This window comes from Nonomuraea sp. NPDC005983 (assembly GCF_040614375.1).
Taxonomy (GTDB): Bacteria; Actinomycetota; Actinomycetes; order Streptosporangiales; family Streptosporangiaceae; genus Nonomuraea.
This window is the reverse complement of sequence record NZ_JBEXUP010000064.1, coordinates 1-14,998: the sequence shown is the minus strand read 5'-3', so window position 1 is coordinate 14,998 and position 14,998 is coordinate 1. Positions and strand designations below refer to the sequence as shown.

Annotated in this window: 13 protein-coding genes and 1 pseudogene; 10 read left to right on the top strand and 4 right to left on the bottom strand. The window is 70.2% G+C overall.

Translation table 11 applies throughout. From position 1 onward, the window contains the following. Nucleotides 1–16: 16 nt before the first annotated feature. Both ABZ297_RS25950 and ABZ297_RS25945 read left to right on the top strand, forming a co-directional pair. A complete protein-coding gene (locus ABZ297_RS25950) occupies nt 17–1,183 on the top strand; it encodes an ROK family transcriptional regulator (RefSeq protein WP_355350920.1) in 1,167 nt (388 codons plus the stop codon). Then, nucleotides 1,180–2,931 (top strand): glycoside hydrolase family 36 protein, encoded by a 1,752-nt coding sequence (locus tag ABZ297_RS25945; RefSeq protein ID WP_355350918.1) that lies wholly within the window; start codon nt 1,180–1,182, stop codon nt 2,929–2,931. Before ABZ297_RS25950 ends, ABZ297_RS25945 begins: the two co-directional genes overlap by 4 nt. Here the strand turns inward: ABZ297_RS25945 and ABZ297_RS25940 are convergent. Then, nucleotides 2,928–3,542, bottom strand: a complete 615-nt coding sequence (locus ABZ297_RS25940) for an HNH endonuclease family protein (protein ID WP_355350916.1) — start codon at nt 3,540–3,542, stop codon at nt 2,928–2,930. The genes ABZ297_RS25945 and ABZ297_RS25940 overlap by 4 nt on opposite strands. A gap of 57 nt (nt 3,543–3,599) precedes the next feature. Between ABZ297_RS25940 and ABZ297_RS25935 the strand changes: the two genes are divergently transcribed. Continuing rightward, the gene (locus ABZ297_RS25935) at nt 3,600–3,788 is read left to right on the top strand and encodes a hypothetical protein (protein ID WP_355350914.1); all 189 of its coding nucleotides are present in this window, start codon (nt 3,600–3,602) and stop codon (nt 3,786–3,788) included. On the opposite strand, the gene ABZ297_RS25930 is transcribed toward ABZ297_RS25935, so the two are convergent. The 3 genes from ABZ297_RS25930 to ABZ297_RS25920 all read right to left on the bottom strand — a co-directional run bounded on the left by ABZ297_RS25930 (nt 3,785) and on the right by ABZ297_RS25920 (nt 8,422). Beyond that, nucleotides 3,785–5,371, bottom strand: coding sequence for a hypothetical protein (locus ABZ297_RS25930; RefSeq protein WP_355350912.1), 1,587 nt, complete (start codon nt 5,369–5,371; stop codon nt 3,785–3,787). The genes ABZ297_RS25935 and ABZ297_RS25930 overlap by 4 nt on opposite strands. Nucleotides 5,372–5,432: 61 nt before the next feature. Beyond that, nucleotides 5,433–6,680 carry a hypothetical protein gene (locus tag ABZ297_RS25925; RefSeq protein WP_355350910.1) on the bottom strand — a complete coding sequence of 416 codons (1,248 nt, stop codon included), beginning with the start codon at nt 6,678–6,680 and terminating at the stop codon, nt 5,433–5,435. Next, nucleotides 6,677–8,422: a glycoside hydrolase family 97 catalytic domain-containing protein gene (locus ABZ297_RS25920; RefSeq protein ID WP_355350908.1), complete on the bottom strand. Its 1,746-nt coding sequence runs from the start codon at nt 8,420–8,422 to the stop codon at nt 6,677–6,679. Before ABZ297_RS25920 ends, ABZ297_RS25925 begins: the two co-directional genes overlap by 4 nt. Before the next feature lie 240 nt (nt 8,423–8,662). Between ABZ297_RS25920 and ABZ297_RS25915 the strand changes: the two genes are divergently transcribed. The 7 genes and pseudogenes from ABZ297_RS25915 (at nt 8,663) to ABZ297_RS25885 (ending at nt 14,909) form a co-directional block, all read left to right on the top strand. Further along, nucleotides 8,663–9,904, top strand: coding sequence for an alpha-L-fucosidase (locus tag ABZ297_RS25915; RefSeq protein ID WP_355350906.1), 1,242 nt, complete (start codon nt 8,663–8,665; stop codon nt 9,902–9,904). Between the two features lie 16 nt (nt 9,905–9,920). Continuing rightward, entirely contained in the window at nt 9,921–11,348 is a 1,428-nt protein-coding gene (locus ABZ297_RS25910) for a sugar ABC transporter substrate-binding protein (protein ID WP_355350904.1), read from the top strand. Next, the gene (locus ABZ297_RS25905; protein ID WP_355350902.1) at nt 11,345–12,259 is read left to right on the top strand and encodes a sugar ABC transporter permease; all 915 of its coding nucleotides are present in this window, start codon (nt 11,345–11,347) and stop codon (nt 12,257–12,259) included. Before ABZ297_RS25910 ends, ABZ297_RS25905 begins: the two co-directional genes overlap by 4 nt. A gap of 10 nt (nt 12,260–12,269) precedes the next feature. After that, nucleotides 12,270–13,163, top strand: coding sequence for a carbohydrate ABC transporter permease (locus tag ABZ297_RS25900; RefSeq protein ID WP_355350900.1), 894 nt, complete (start codon nt 12,270–12,272; stop codon nt 13,161–13,163). 51 nt (nt 13,164–13,214) lie between these two features. Beyond that, nucleotides 13,215–13,745: pseudogene (locus ABZ297_RS25895) on the top strand (aldo/keto reductase); the annotation flags it as partial. Next, nucleotides 13,738–14,037, top strand: coding sequence for a cupin domain-containing protein (locus tag ABZ297_RS25890; RefSeq protein ID WP_355350898.1), 300 nt, complete (start codon nt 13,738–13,740; stop codon nt 14,035–14,037). The pseudogene ABZ297_RS25895 and the gene ABZ297_RS25890, both read left to right, overlap by 8 nt. Further along, nucleotides 14,034–14,909 carry an aldo/keto reductase gene (locus ABZ297_RS25885; protein WP_355350896.1) on the top strand — a complete coding sequence of 292 codons (876 nt, stop codon included), beginning with the start codon at nt 14,034–14,036 and terminating at the stop codon, nt 14,907–14,909. The genes ABZ297_RS25890 and ABZ297_RS25885 overlap by 4 nt, the downstream gene beginning before the upstream one ends. Nucleotides 14,910–14,998 lie beyond the last annotated feature (89 nt).

The following is a 14,998-nucleotide window of genomic DNA, read 5'->3' as shown; positions in this document are numbered from 1 at the left end:
TGATACGATGCCTGCCATGCTCGCACCGCTCACCACACCCGCGGCGGCCACCGTGTTCACCATGGTCCTGACGCAGGGGCCCGTCTCCAGGGTGGAGATCGCCAGGCGCACCGGGCTGTCCTCGGCCGCCGTCACCAAGGCCGCCCGCCCCTTCATCAAGGCGGGCTACCTGGAGGAGCTGGAGGCCACCGAGCGCCCGGGGCCCGGCGCCGGGCGTCCGGCGAGCCCGCTGGCCATCAGGCCCGACCGCGAGTTCTTCACCGGCGTGAAGATCACCGACGACGAGCTGATCGGCGTGGTGACCGATCTGCGCGCCCAGGTGCTGGTGTCGGCGCACCGCCCGCTCTCGGCCTCGACGGTCGAGGGCGTGCTGGCACAGCTGACCGAGCTGGTCGCCGACCTGCTCGCCACCGACCCGGCCTACGGCCAGCGCTGCCACTCGCTCGGCCTGGCCGTCTCCGGCGACGTCGACAAGGCCGGCGGGCTGGTGCGCTACTCCCCCTTCCTCGGCTGGCGGCAGGTGCCGCTGGCCCGGCTGGCCGCCGAGGCGACCGGCCTGACCGTCACGGTCGAGAACGACGTCAAGGCGCTCACCGTGGCGGAGCAGTGGTTCGGTGAGGGCGTCGGCGCGTCCTCGTTCGCGCTGGTCACGGTCGGCGTCGGCGTCGGCTGCGGGCTGGTGGTGAACGACCGGGTGGTGGCCGGCTCGCACGGCGTGGCCGGGGAGATCGGGCACATCCCGGTGAGCGGCGATGAGCCCGTGTGCCACTGCGGCGGGCGCGGCTGCGTGGAGGCCGTCGCGGGCACCGCGCCGATCGTGGCGGCGGTCCGGGCGGCCTGCGGCGACCCGACGCTGACCATCGACGGCGCCATCGACGCCGCGCACGCGGGCGACCCCGCGGCCGGCGAGGTGTTCGCCCGCGCGGGCCACGCGATCGGCCTGGCCATGGCGGCCATGGCCAACCTCGTCGGCCCCGAGCGGATCATCGTGACCGGCGACGTCCAGGGGCTGGCGTCCTACGACCGGTTCGAGGAGCAGATCAGCCGGTCGTTCGCGAGCCAGGCGTTCGGCGCGGCGGCCGACTGCACGCTGATCCTGCGGCCGCGCCCCTTCGAGCAGTGGGCGCGCGGCGCGGCCGCCGTCGCCATCCAGACCCTCTTCACCCTCCAGGAGCGTCAGTGACGACAGCGCCGGGCATCTGGCAACCGCACGACAGCGCGCCGGCCGAGAGCCAGGAGGTGCGCGTTCCCACGGGGCTGGGGGTCACGCTGGAGGTCTCGGCCGCGGCCGAGCCGGCGTGGACGGTCACCGAGCTCGCCGACGGGGTCGTGGAGGTGGAGATCACACCCGACAGGCCCGCCGTCGTCCGGGTGGCCTGGCGGGTGCCCTGCGTGGACGTGACGGCGTTCTGGGCCGCCGACGGCGGCGAGCACCGGGGCCTGCCGCCGTTCTGGCGCAAGCCGCGCACGGCGGCGCTGGAGAAGAACGCCCCGGTCGGGTGCCTGGTGGGCGCCGGCGACGTGGCCGTGTGCACCTACGCGGTGGGCGAGGTGGTCAGGCCGGTGCGCACGCGCACCGGGGTGGTGGAGGAGACCGGCGACTTCGGGTTCTGGGCCGAGCACGACGCGGCCCCCGCGGCCGGGCTGGTGCTCCGGCTGGACCTGAGCCGCCGCCCCTTCGCCACCACGCTGGCCGACGTGGCCGCCTGGTGGCGCTTACGCGCCGAACCCGTGCCGGACGTGCCACGCCTCGCCCGGATGCCCGCCTACTCGACGTGGTACGCGATGCAGCAGCACGTGGACACGGCCGGCGTGGAGCGGCAGGCCGGCCCCGCGGCCGGGCTGGGCTGCGAGATGATCATCGTGGACGACGGGTGGCACAGCGACGACCGGGGGCGGGGGTACGGCTACGTCGGCGAGTGGGAGCCGTCGGCCGCGGCCTTCCCCGACATCTCCCGGCACGTCGCCCGGGTCAGGGACGAGGGGCTGGCCTACCTGCTGTGGTACGCGCTGCCGTTCGTCGGCCGCCACACCGCCCTGTGGGACCGCGTCCAGCCGTACACGCTGACGTACAAGGAGCACATGAACGCGGTCATCGTGGACCCGCGCTACCCGTACGTCCGCGAGCTGCTGGCGGGCCATCTGTCGCGGGCCGTCCAGGAGTGGGGCATGGACGGCCTGAAGATCGACTTCATCGACCAGTTCGCCGTGGACGACCCGCCCGCGCCCGGGCCCGAGGCCGACTGCGAGACGGTCAACGAGGGCGTGCGCAGGCTGCTGGCCCTGCTGCCGCGCGAGTGCCTCGTCGAGCTGCGCCAGCCGTACGTGAGCCCGGGGCTGTGGCCGCACGCGACGATGATCCGGGCGTCCGACTGCCCGCTGAGCCCCGCGCACAACCGGCAGCGCACGGTGGACCTGCGGCTGATCGCGGGGCCGCTGGCCGTCCACGCCGACATGCTGATGTGGCACCCGTCGGAGAGCCCGGAGCAGGTCGCGGCGCAGCTCGTCAACGTGCTGTTCGCGGTGCCGCAGATCTCGGTGGACCTGACCGCCCAGACACCGGAGCAGACCGAGACGCTCCGCTTCTGGCTCGCCTTCTTCAGGGAGCACGCGGACGTGCTCCAGCACGGCGACTTCCAGCCGGCCCGCCCCGACCTCGGCTACCCCCAGGTCACCGCGAGCGCCGGCGATCAGGTGATCACGGCCCGCTACGCCCCGCTGCCCGTCGAGGCGCCCGCCACGGGCACGCTCTGGGTGGCCAACGCCGACGCCTGCACAGACGTGCTCCTCAGGGTCCGCACGCCCGGCACGGCGCAGGCCACCGTGTTCGACTGCCAGGGCCGGACCGTGAGCTCCGGCCCCGTGTCGCTCTCCCCCGGCCTGCACCCCGTCACCGTCCCCACCGGAGGGCTGCTCAGGCTCGATCGCTAGCGGCAGGTGCGGAGCATGTTGCCCAGGGCCTTCTTCTCCCGGGGCGTCACGCGCAGGTCGTAGTGGTGTTTGACGGTGATCCAGGAGCGGGCGTAGGTGCACCAGTAGCCCCTCACCGGCGGACGCCAGTTGGCGGGGCTGTGGCCGCCCTTGGCGAGGTTGACCTTCTCGCTGACGGCGACGAGCTCGGGGCGCTTCAGGTCGTTGGCGAAGGCGCGGCGCCGGGCGGCGTTCCAGGTGTTCGCACCCGAGATCCAGGCGTTGGCCAGCGGCACGAGGTGGTCGACGTCGATCTGGGCCGTGCTGGTGAGCTTCCTGCCGTCGTAGCGGCTGTACCAGACGCCGCGGACCGCGCGGCAGGAGCGGTCGCGGCGGACGCCGCGGCCGTCGCGCTTCAGCACGATCTCCCGGGTGTCGCAGGCCCCGTACTGCCTGCCCCACCCGGGCAGGAACCGGTCGTGACGGTAGCCCTTCAGCGAGCCCGCCCGGCCCACCCTGAGGTCTGTGAGCAGGCTGCGGGAGTCGGCCAGCCCGGCCGGTTCCGGCAACGCCGGCGGCGGCGGAGCGACGTGGACGTACGGGATGAGCGCGATTACCAGGAGGTTGCTCATGCTTCACCAGTATCAACCACGTCACAATCTGTCACGTGAAGTAGTCAAGCTACGACGATGAGTCAACAAAGGTGTGGCGATCACGGCATCACCGCCGCCGTGTCGTGCGTGTGCGGCGCCCGCTCCTACGCGTCCTGGGCGGCGTCGAGCAGCAGCCGCCGGTTGCGCGCGGCGTCGGCGCGCAACCCGCCCGTCTCCCTGACCATGGCCGTACCCGACCGCCGCCGGACCAGTCGGTCACATTAGCTGGGAGCCTTCCGCAGCCGGTCGAGGAACTGGGCCTCATACAGCGAGGGCGGCGTCAGGCCGGGCTGGTTGGCGCCCTCGATGTAGCCTTCGGGCTGCTTGAAGGGGCCGTCGCCGGTGATCGTCCCGCGGCAGCCGATGGCGTAGTTCTGCGCCGTCGGCGGCTTCTGCACGATCAGCCTGCTGGTCGAGACGTCGCAGTTCCAGGCCACCGAGTGCGCGGCCGACCAGCCGTGCGAGGTGCCGTAGCGGCCCCGGTTGTACAGGCCGAGCGTGTAGTCGTAGTGCGGGTCGATGTCGCGGTGCCCGTCGTAGAGCAGGCCCTGCGACCAGCGGCGATGCCCTTCGCTGGAGTTGAGCGCGTACTCGGCCGTACCGCGCAGGAAGACGACGCCCGACACCGTGCTGTGGCCGTTGGTGACGAAGGCGTGCCTGGACTTGTAGGCGTAGCAGTCGCGGAACAGGATCTGCTGCGAGTGGACGTAGGTGTTGAAGTTGTAGCGCCTGCTGCCCGTGACGATGCTGACGGGGTCGATCGCACGGCAGTTCTGCACGGTGGCCCGCGTCGTCTCCTGGGTGGCGACCCCGGCCTGGGTGAAGTGCAGCATCGTGCAGTCGCGCACCCAGGAGTCCTCGGTGCGCAGCAGCAGGATCGCGTTGTAGGCGTGGTCCTCGTCCTGCTCGGGGTCGCCGTGGTACTCGATGTCCACCCGGAGCCGTTCCACCCCGACCTGGGTGACGAGCCCGGCCCGGTCCCACGTGTAGACGGAGGACGTGGCGAGCGCGCGATTCAGGTGATTGAACACCGGAACATCGATCTTCACGACATTTCCGGAAATCTCGCGGATGTAGCGGTTGTAGATGATCGGGTGCTCCCCCACCTTCCACGCCGGGCCGACGTCGTGGCCGCCGTAGTCGACGGCCTTGAGCCACTCCTCCGAGCAGGGATGGTAGATCACGACGTTGTCCCCGGGGCGCAGCCCTCCCGCGTTCGCCACCTCGAACTCACGCGACCCCACCTGGACGAAGTCCGTGGTGATGTCGGTGCGGGTTCCCGGCACCTCCCCGGCCCAGCCCCCGCCCCCGGCCCCACCGACGACGATCACGTCCCGGTCCTTCGGGTTGTTCCCGGTGGCCCTGATGATCGTGTTGCCGGCAGGGTCCTCGCCGTCACCGACGCCGCGCAGCACCATCCCGTCGGCCCGCACGTACAGCGTGCCGGCGACCGGGTAGAGGCCCGGCAGCAGGAGCAGCGCGCCGCGCCGCTCCCTGGGCAGGGCCGCGACGGCGTCCAGCGCCGCCTGGATGTGCTGCGTGTTGTCGCCTTCGACCGGTCTGATCGTCCTGACGACCGGGACGTGCGGGATCGGCCGCTCCCCGTTGCGGTAGCCCGCGTGGCTGAAGTCGGGGATGCGGTTGCCCTCGGCGTCCTGCCCGTAGCCGAGCCGTCCGCGCTTGTCGTAGTACACCAGCTTGGACTGCCAGAACGTCGCCGCGCTCGCGGGCGTGCCGCCGGCCGCCGCCGTGAGCGCCAGCGCGCCACCGGCCACGAGCAGCCCGCGCCTGGTGAGGTCGAGTGCCATGAGGGTGCCTCTCTCTGGGGGGACGGCCCGCGCCCGGCCGGGCGCGGGCCGCGCAAGGGGGCTACTTGATGACGATCTTGTCCAGCTCCGGCCCGCGGGCGTTGAGGTCGAAGAAGCGGAGCGTGTTGACCCCGGCCACCAGGTTCACCGGGACGGTGGCGGTGGTCACGGCGTCCTTGGTCCCGGTCATCGGCACCTCGAAGGAGTCGGCGCCGTTGACGCTGACCCGGAACGACTGCGCGCCGTCCACCAGCGCGTGCACGGTCATCTGCCTGGTGCCGGTGGTCTCCGACAGCACGCCCTTGACCACGGCGTAGTCGTAGACGTTGCCGCCGATCAGGATCACCTTGCGCCCGCCGGAGCAGACCGCGCAGTAGGCGGGTTCGGCCGCGCCCTCCCACACGTTGCCGACCCGCTCGGCCTCGTACGCGCCGGGGCTCCTGTCGGGTGGCGGCAGCGTGACCGGCGGGGTCGCCGGGCCGAGCTGCCACGCCTTGAGGTCCCTGACGAGCAGGTAGGTCTCCTGCAGCCCGGCGCTCTTGATGCTGCGGTAGATGCCCCACTTGGGCCGGTTGTACTGCTCCTGGGTCCACCACAGGTCGATGTTGTCGGCCCGCTGGTCGACGATGGTCCGGCGGCCGTCCTGGAGCACCCAGCGCAGGTAGCCGTCGTCGCCCGAGTTGAACTCGATCGTGGTGGTGACCCACTTGTTCTGGATCGGCTCCAGGTCGGTGGTGGCGAAGTCGTGCGACTTGTTGTCCTCCAGCGTCCAGTAGCGGGCGGCGATCTTCTGCACGCCGCCGATGACCGGCAGCGAGATCTGCGCGATCGGGGTGCCGACGTCGGAGTTCTTGAGCTGCCAGATGTGGGTGAAGCCGGTGGTGGCGTCCAGGGTGTCGGGGATGTACATCTGGTAGGAGATCCGCCAGGTCTGGTCCTTGCGGATCTCCAGCGGCGTGCCGTCGTGCGCGCGCATCCCGCGGACCTCGTTGCGCATCCGGTCGGAGCCGTCGCGGTCCTCCAGATGCGCGGTGAACCGCCAGGCGTCCCTGCCGGCGCTGACGTGCGGCAGCCCCTCCGGGTGCGAGCCGCGCCGGTCGTCCTCCAGCGCCTCGAAGGCGTTGACGCCGTCCTTGGCCGGGCTCGGGTTCCAGCGCAGCTCCCAGCGGGGCTGGTGGACGTCCGGATCGGCCGACGCCGGCAGGGCGGTGGCTGGCAGGGCGGTGGCTGGCAGGGCGGTGGCTGGCAGGGCGGTGGCGGTCAGCGCGAGGGACAAGGCGGCCAGGGTGCCGCTCCGGCGCTTGCTCATGTGGTCGGTCTCCTCAGGTGGAGGGTGAACCCGCCGTTGGCGGATACGGCGAGGTCGAGCTCGCCCCCGGCGGCGACCGTGACCGTCTCGGCGAGGATGCCGTCGTCAGGGGCGTCCTGGTAGATGTCCGCCTCCCACTCCCCCTCGCCGAGGAAGTCGAGCGGCACGGTGAGCGTGCGGGCCTCGCCCGACACGCCCGCGCCGACGAACCACTCGCCGCCGCTCCTCCTGGCCAGGAGGATGTGGTCGGCGGGGTCGCCGGAGAGCAGCCGCGTGTCGTCCCATGCGGCGGGGACGGCGGAGAGCAGCCGCAGCGCGTCCGGCCGGGCCTGGTAGGCCTCGATGCCGTCGGCGAAGTGCTGGATCCCGGATTCGAAGATCACGGATAGCGCGAGCTCGAACCCGGCCGAGATGGTGCGAACCGCGGTGAAGGTGCACGGGGTGAAGTCCATCGGGCCCTGCACGTTGCGGGTGAACGCGAGCGACAGGTAGTGGGTCGGCTGGTAGAGCGGCAGCTTGCCGGGCTTCGGCTTGATCCACTCCGCGCCCTTGACGGCCTCGGCGGTCATGAACTGCGGCCAGGTGCGTTCGGTGCCGCGCGGGATGGTGCCGCCGTGGAAGACGACCATGAGCCGGAGCCTGGCGGTGGCGGCCAGGATCGCGTCGAACCAGCGCATCCGGTCCTGGCCGTCCGACTCGGTGAAGTCGATCTTCACGCCGACCGCGCCCCACTCCTTCCACAGGGCGAGCTTCTCGCGGTGCTCCAGCTCGGTGTCGACGTGCTGCCAGTGCGACCAGAGCCAGATCCCGACGTCCTTGCCCGCGGCGTAGGCGATCAGCTCGGGCATCCACTCCTTGTTCCAGCCGGCGTCGGCGAGCACGTACGGCCAGCCGTTGGCGGCGGCGAAGTCGACCCAGCGTTTCTGCGCGTCCAGGTCGCGGGTCGAGGGCCCGTCGGACCACCACGACCAGGCCGCCGCGCCCGGCCTGATCCAGGACGTGTCCTCGATCTCAGACGGCGCGGCCAGGCTGGTCACCAGGTCGCTCTCGACGATGGCGGCCAGGTCGCCGAGGATCATCGTCCGCCAGGGCGTGACCAGGGGGCTGGCCGAGGTCACGTACGGGTCGGGCAGGTCGAGCCTGAAGGCGTCGCCGTCGAAGCGCAGCCGGGAGCCGGCGTAGCCGCTGTCCAGGTTCGACTCGGTGACGAGCATCCAGGTGTCGCCGATCTGGAACAGCGACGGGTAGCCGTACAGGATGCGCTCGGCCTCGCCGACCGTGGTGTGGTGGTGGATCTCCTCGTAGTCGCTGCGCCCGTTCTCGTACGGCAGGAGCACCGCCCGCGCCTCGTCCGAGACGACATACTCCGAAATTTCCTCGCAAACCGTGACGGGTCCGGTCCAGGGCACCGTGTAGCGGTACGCCACCCCATGTCCGCCGATCCTGACCTGCAGGTCGAGCCGGTCCCCGCCCTTGGTGAACGACAGCGTCCACTCCTTGGCGGTGTAGCGGTGCTCGCGCCGCTTGCCCGTCACCGTCCGGTAGGTCTCGTCGACCTCCTGCTCCGACAGCCCGGCGAAGACCAGCCCCTCGCCCAGATCGGCGTGCGCGGCCCGGATCCCGAGCCGCGACGGCCGCACCACGACGTGGCCGCCGCGCCGCACCTCCAGCGTCAGCTCGCCGGCGCCGGAAAGCGCCACGACCGCTTCCAGGTCTTCGTCACCGAGCGTCCAGTTCGACATAAGGCCCTCCAGAAGAGATAGGAGGAGTGAACGACGCTCGCCAGCGCTCGCCCCAGCCACGGGAGGCCGTGCGCACCGGGCCCGCAGCGCTCCTCACAGTGGGCCTGAGCTTAGGTTGCAGGCGATTGCAATTCAATTCTTGACGAAGTTAATTACCAGGTCTACGGTACGGCCATGCCCCACGGACTGGATGAAGAAGGGCCCATACACGCCCCTAGTCATCGGATCTCTTCAGCAAGATTGGCCGAATTCAGGGAGCAACGGTTCGGGTTGTTCATCCACTGGGGGCTGTACGCGCCGGCCGCCCGTCACGAGTGGGTGAAGCAGCGCGAGCGCCTGACGGACGAGCAGTACCAGCCCTACTTCGACCACTTCGCCCCCGACCTGTTCGACCCGGACGCCTGGGCCGAAGCGGCGGCGGGCGCGGGCATGCGGTACATGGTGCTGACCACCAAGCACCATGACGGCTTCTGCCTGTGGGACTCGGCGCTCACCGACTACTCGGCCGCGAACACGCCGCACGGCAAGGACCTCGTCGGCCCGATCGTCGACGCCTTCCGCGCCCGCGGCCTCGGGGTGGGCTTCTACCACTCGCTGATCGATTGGCACCACCCGCACTTCCCTGTCGACGGGCTGCATCCCGCCTGGACTGGCGATTTATCCAATAAAGACCGAAACATCGAGAAATATCAGGCCTATTTACATGGCCAGGTCGAAGAGCTGCTGACCCGCTACGGCCGCATCGACACCATGTGGTTTGACTTCTCCTACGCCAAACGGGTCCGCAACGGCCGGCTCACGCCCGGCGGCAAGGGCGCGGTCGACTGGCGGTCGGAGGAGCTCGCGGCGCTGGTCCGCCGGCTGCAACCAGGGATCCTGATCAACGACAGGCTGGAGATCCCCGGCGACTTCACCACCCCCGAGCAGTACCAGCCCACCTCCCCTCCCGCGCAGGCCTGGGAGGCCTGCCAGACGCTCAACGGAAGCTGGGGCTACGACCGCGACAACCTCGACTACAAACCCGTCGACCTGCTCGTGCGCATGCTGGTCGACACCGTCTCCAAGGACGGCAACCTGCTGCTCAACGTCGGCCCGAACGGGCGCGGCGCCTTCGACCCCCGGGCGCTGGAGACGCTGCGCGGCATCGGCGACTGGACGCGCCTGCACGGCCGCTCCATCTACGGCGCGGGGCCGAGCGCCTTCGAGGCGCCACCGGACTGCCGCTACACGCAACGCGGCGACCGGCTCTACGTCCACCTCTTCGCCTGGCCGTACCGGCACCTGCACCTGCCGGGGCTGGCGGGCAAGGTCCGCTACGCGCAGCTGCTCAACGACGCCTCGGAGATCCGCACCCTGGTCCCCGACCCGGCCCAGGACAGCGGGCACACCAAGCTGGGCGCGCTGCCACCCGGCACCTTCACCCTGCAGCTCCCGGTCCAGCGCCCGGACGTGGCCGTGCCGGTGATCGAGCTCTTCCTCTGAAAGGCCCCCCATGGAGATGAACCGTCGCCAGATGCTGGCCCTCGCGGTGGCGGCCGCTGCCGTGCCCGTCCTGTCAGCCTGCGCGGGCGACACCCGCCGGCAGAAGCAGGCCGCCGCCCCGGTCAAGTCGGGCGTGCAGACGCTCGACCCGAACCGCCCGGGCAACGACTCCTGGCCGTTCGCGGAGGCCGAGCAGCTCAACAACGCGCTGACGTGGCCGAAGACGAACGTGCCGGACCCGGCGTCCAAGGTCGTCCTCACCGTCGCGCAGACCGCCGACGTGCTGGCGGAGGTGCGCAACGTCCAGTTCGACTTCTTCTTCAACAAGCGGCACCCGAACATCGAGATCAAGCGCGAGACCACGGCGACCGTCGACGACTTCCTCACCAAGTACATGGCGCAGGCCGCCGGCGGCACCCTGCCCGACGTGCTCTACAACCACTACTCCTGGACGCAGAACTTCATCTCCAACGGCATCATCGACCCCCTGGACTCCTACATCGCCAAGACGCCGGACTTCGGTATGAAGGACCTGCCGGAGAGCGGCCTGGCCTACTTCAAGCGCGACGGCAAGCTGTACGGCCTGCCCACCGACATGGCTCCCAAGCTGCTCTTCTTCAACAAGACCCTGTTCGACAAGGCCGGGATCGCCTACCCGGACAAGGACTGGGACTTCGACAAGCTGATCGAGGTCGCCAAGAAGATGACCAGCGGTTCCGGTGTGGAGAAGATCTTCGGCCTATCGCCGTCGCCCACGATCTCACCGGACCTGTCGACCGTCTTCCTCATGGCGTTCGGCGCCCGCTTCCTCAGCGGCGACGAGTCACAGGTGCTCATCGACCAGCCCGAGGGCGTGGCGGCCATGAGCAGGTGGCTCGACCTGCTGACCAAGGACAAGGTCACGCCGAGCCTGGCCGACCAGCAGCTCCTGCAGAAGGTCGAGCCGTTCAAGACCGGGCACGCCGCCATGCACATCAACGGCGCGTGGCTGATGACCGAGCTGGCCAAGCAGAAGGCGTTCCAGTGGGGCGCCACGCACATCCCCAAGGGCCCCAAGGGCCGCTTCAGCCCGGCCGTGGGCAGCGCGCTGGTGATGGCGTCCAGCTCCAAGAACAAGGACGCCGCCTGGATCTACATGCACGAATACCTGTCCGCGTCCGGCTACCAGTTCCGCCGGATCAGCTCGCCCGCCCGCCAGTCGGCGTGGCTGCCCAACGCCGAGGCCCTGGGCATCCCGAAGGAGACGGCGGAACTGGTCAAGGAGATCCTGGCCGACTACGCCACCAGTGACGGCGTACTGCACCTGGCCGCGACCAAGAAGGTGGTCGACATGGCCAAGCCCATCTGGGAGCGGGCCATGATCGGCAAGGTCGACGCCAAGACGGCGCTCCAGGAGATCGCCGGCAAGGTCACCCCCCTCCTGGCCCAGAACAAGATCGCATGACCTCCCTCGCTGTCGGCGGGCGCCGCCAGAACACCCTGGCCCGGCGCGAGGCGCGGCGCTTCCACCTGTTCGTCTCGCCGTGGCTGATCGGGTTCGTCCTGTTCACCGCGGGCCCCATCCTGGCCGCCGTCGCGATCAGTTTCACCGACTGGAACCTGCTGAAGTCGCCCAAGTGGGTGGGGCTGGCCAACTATCGGCGGATGTTCAACGACGCGGACTTCTGGGAGTCGATCCAGCACACCTTCCAGTACGGCCTCGGGTCGGTCGCGCTCGGCGTCACGTTCACGTTCCTGCTGGCACTGCTGCTCAACCAGCCGCTGCGCCTGCAGGGGCTGTTCCGCACCGTGATGTACATGCCGTCGGTGCTGTCGGGCCTGGCGACCGCGCTGCTCTGGATGAACATCCTGCACCCCGACTACGGCCTGATCAACAAGCTGCTGGCCTCGGTCGGCATCCAGGGCCCCGGCTGGCTGGCCTCGCAGGAGTGGGTGATTCCGGGCCTGGTGCTGATGAGCGTGTGGGGCGCCGGCAACACCATCGTCATCTACCTCGCCGGACTCCAGGGCATCCCGAAGACGCTCTACGAGGCGGCCGAGATCGACGGCGCGGGCTGGTGGAGCCGGTTCTGGCACGTGACGGTGCCGATGATGTCGCCGGTCATCTTCTTCAACCTGGTGACCGGGTTCATCGCCGCGCTCCAGGGCTACGTGCTGATCCTGGTGATGACCGAGGGCGGCCCGGCCAACGCCTCGATGGTGCTGGGCCTGTACATCTACCGCAACGCCTTCGTCTACTTCGACATGGGCTACGCCGCCGCCCTGTCGTGGGCGATGTTCGTCATCATCATCGCCGTCACCCTGATCCAGTTCGTCCTGGCCAGACGCTGGGTCCACTACGAGTTCGACAAATGAGGTGCCGACCATGCTCGTAGCCACCAAGGCGCCCGCCGTGGTCAACCGCAACCTCACCTCCGAGCAGGTGGAACGGATCAGGAAGGTCCGGCGGGCCGGCGCCTACGTCCTGCTCGGGTTCGCCACGGCGATCTTCGTGCTGCCGTTCATGTGGATGCTCACCACGTCGCTGAAGTCGGACGAGGCCAACCTGGCCTTCCCGCCCCAGTGGTTCCCCGACTCCTACCACTGGGAGAACTACTCGCGCGCCTGGTCGGGGTCGCTGCCGTTCAGCCGGTTCCTGCTCAACACGGTGGTGATCACCGCGCTGTCGATGCTGGGCAACCTGATCTCCTGCATCCTGCCCGCGTACGCGTTCGCCCGGATGCGGGCCCGCCTGGCCGGGGTGATGTTCGCGGGGCTGCTGGCCACCATGATGATCCCCCGAGAGATCACGCTGGTGCCGAAGTTCATCCTGTTCTCCAAGCTCGGCTGGGTGGACACGTACCTGCCGCTGGTGGTGCCCGAGTTCTTCGGCGTGGCCCTCTACATCTTCCTGTTGCGCCAGTTCTTCACCACGGTCCCGCAGGAGCTCATCGACGCGGCGAGGATCGACGGCGCGTCCGAGCTGCGGATCCTGTGGAGGATCATGCTGCCGCTGTCGAAGCCGGCGATCGCCGCGATCTGCCTGTTCTCCTTCGTGAGCAACTGGAACCAGTACCTGGAACCGGTCATCTACCTGCGCACCACGGAGAAGTTCACGCTGCCGCTGGGCCTCGGCATGTTCTCCGACCAGTACGCGACGCAGTACAACCAGATGATGGCGGTCGCCATCATCGCGCTGGTCCCCATCCTCGTCCTGTTCTTCATCGCCCAGAAGACGTTCATCAGGGGCGTCACCCTCACCGGCATCGCGGGAAGGTAGCACGTGGACACCGCTGGAAAGTACGAGCGCCAGCCGTACCGGAACTGTGGCAGGAGCGGGCTCAAGCTGCCCGCCGTTTCCAACTACTCGCCGGAGCGCACGGCTGAGGAGGCCGGGCTGCTGCGCGCGCTGGGCACCCCGCTGCTGGTGCACCAGCCGCCGTACTCGCTGCTGAACCGGCGCATCGAGGACGGCCTGCTCGGCGTGCTCGAACAGGAGGGTGTCGGCTGCGTGGTGTACTCGCCGCTGGCGCAGGGCCTGCTCACCGACCGCTACCTCGACGGCATCCCGGCCGATTCCAGGGCGGCGGAGGGCCGGTTCCTCACGCCGGAGCGGGTCACGCCCGAGGTGCCGGCGTTCGTCCGCGGGCTGGGCGAGCTGGCGGCCTCGCGCGGGCAGAGCGTGGCACAGCTCGCCCTGGCGTGGGCGCTGCGCGACCCGCGGGTCACGTCCGTGCTGGTGGGAGCGTCCAGTCCGGAGCAGCTCGAAGCCAACGTCGCGGCCGTGGACCGGCTCGACTTCACCGACGACGAGCTGGCCGCCATCGACCGGGCGGCCAAGGAGGCGGGTGTCCATGCGTAGGAGCACGCTGGCCGACTGGGGAGCGGGGGTCTCGCTGCCGGGGTACCGGGTCGACACGGGCGGCGTCTCGACGCTGGCCCCCGGCGACATCAGCCACGACAAGGGCCCGCACACCCACCCCGCCCCCGAGATCTTCCTCATCCTCGCCGGGTCCGGTCACGTCCACATCGACGGCGAGACCTCCCCCTTCGCCGCCGGTGACGTCCTCATCGTCGAAGCGGGCGAGGACCACCACCTGGAGGCCGTCACGGAGGTGGTGACCACCTGGCTCCACCTGGAGCCCGCCTCATGACCCTGGCACTCCCGCGGGTGGGCCTCGGCGGCGGCCCGCTCGGCAACTACCTCCACCCCATCTCGGACGAGCAGGCCGAGGCGGTCGTCGACACGGCCTGGCAGGCCGGGGTCCGGTACTTCGACACCGCCCCCTTCTACGGCCTCGGCCTGTCGGAGCAGCGGATGGGCCGGGCCCTGCGCGGCCGTCCCCGGGCCGAGTACGTCCTGTCGACCAAGGTCGGCCGTCTGGTCCGCCCGGGGCCCGGCGGCCCCGGCATCTTCGCCGTCAGCGACGACCGGCACGTCGAGTGGGACTTCACCCGGGACGGCGTGCTGCGCAGCGTCGAGGAGTCCCTGGCCAGGCTCGGCCTGGACCGCGTCGACATCCTCCTCATCCACGACCCCGACCGCCACTGGCCCCAGGCCCTCGACGAGGCCTACCCCGCCCTGGCGGACCTGCGCTCCCAGGGCGTCGTACGCGCCATCGGGGTGGGCATGAACCAGTCGCGCATGCTGGTGGACTTCGTCAAGCACGCCGACCCGGACGTGCTGCTGGCCGCCGACCAGTGCACCCTGCTGCGGCGCTCGGCCTTCGAGGAGCTGCTGCCGCTCTGCTGGGAACGCGCCGTCCCGGTCGTCGCGGCCAGCCTGCTGCACCGCGGCGACCTGGTCACCCCGCCCCCGGACGCCTCACCGGAGATCAGGCGGATCGCCCGGGCGTGCGACGAGCACGGGGTGCCGCTGACGGCCGCTGCCCTGCGGTTCCCGCTGCGGCACCCGGCGGTCCGCTCCGTCCTGGTGGGCGCGCACGAACCGGAGCAGGTCACGTCCGACCTCCGGGCGCTGGAGCACCCCGTGCCGGACGGCCTGTGGGCCGCCCTGGACCGCTAGTGGCCCGTCACCGAATCTCGGACGGGTAATTGATCTCCGGCCGTAAACCCGCCAGGCTGGCTGCCTCTTCAACGTTGGGAGGTGGTCGT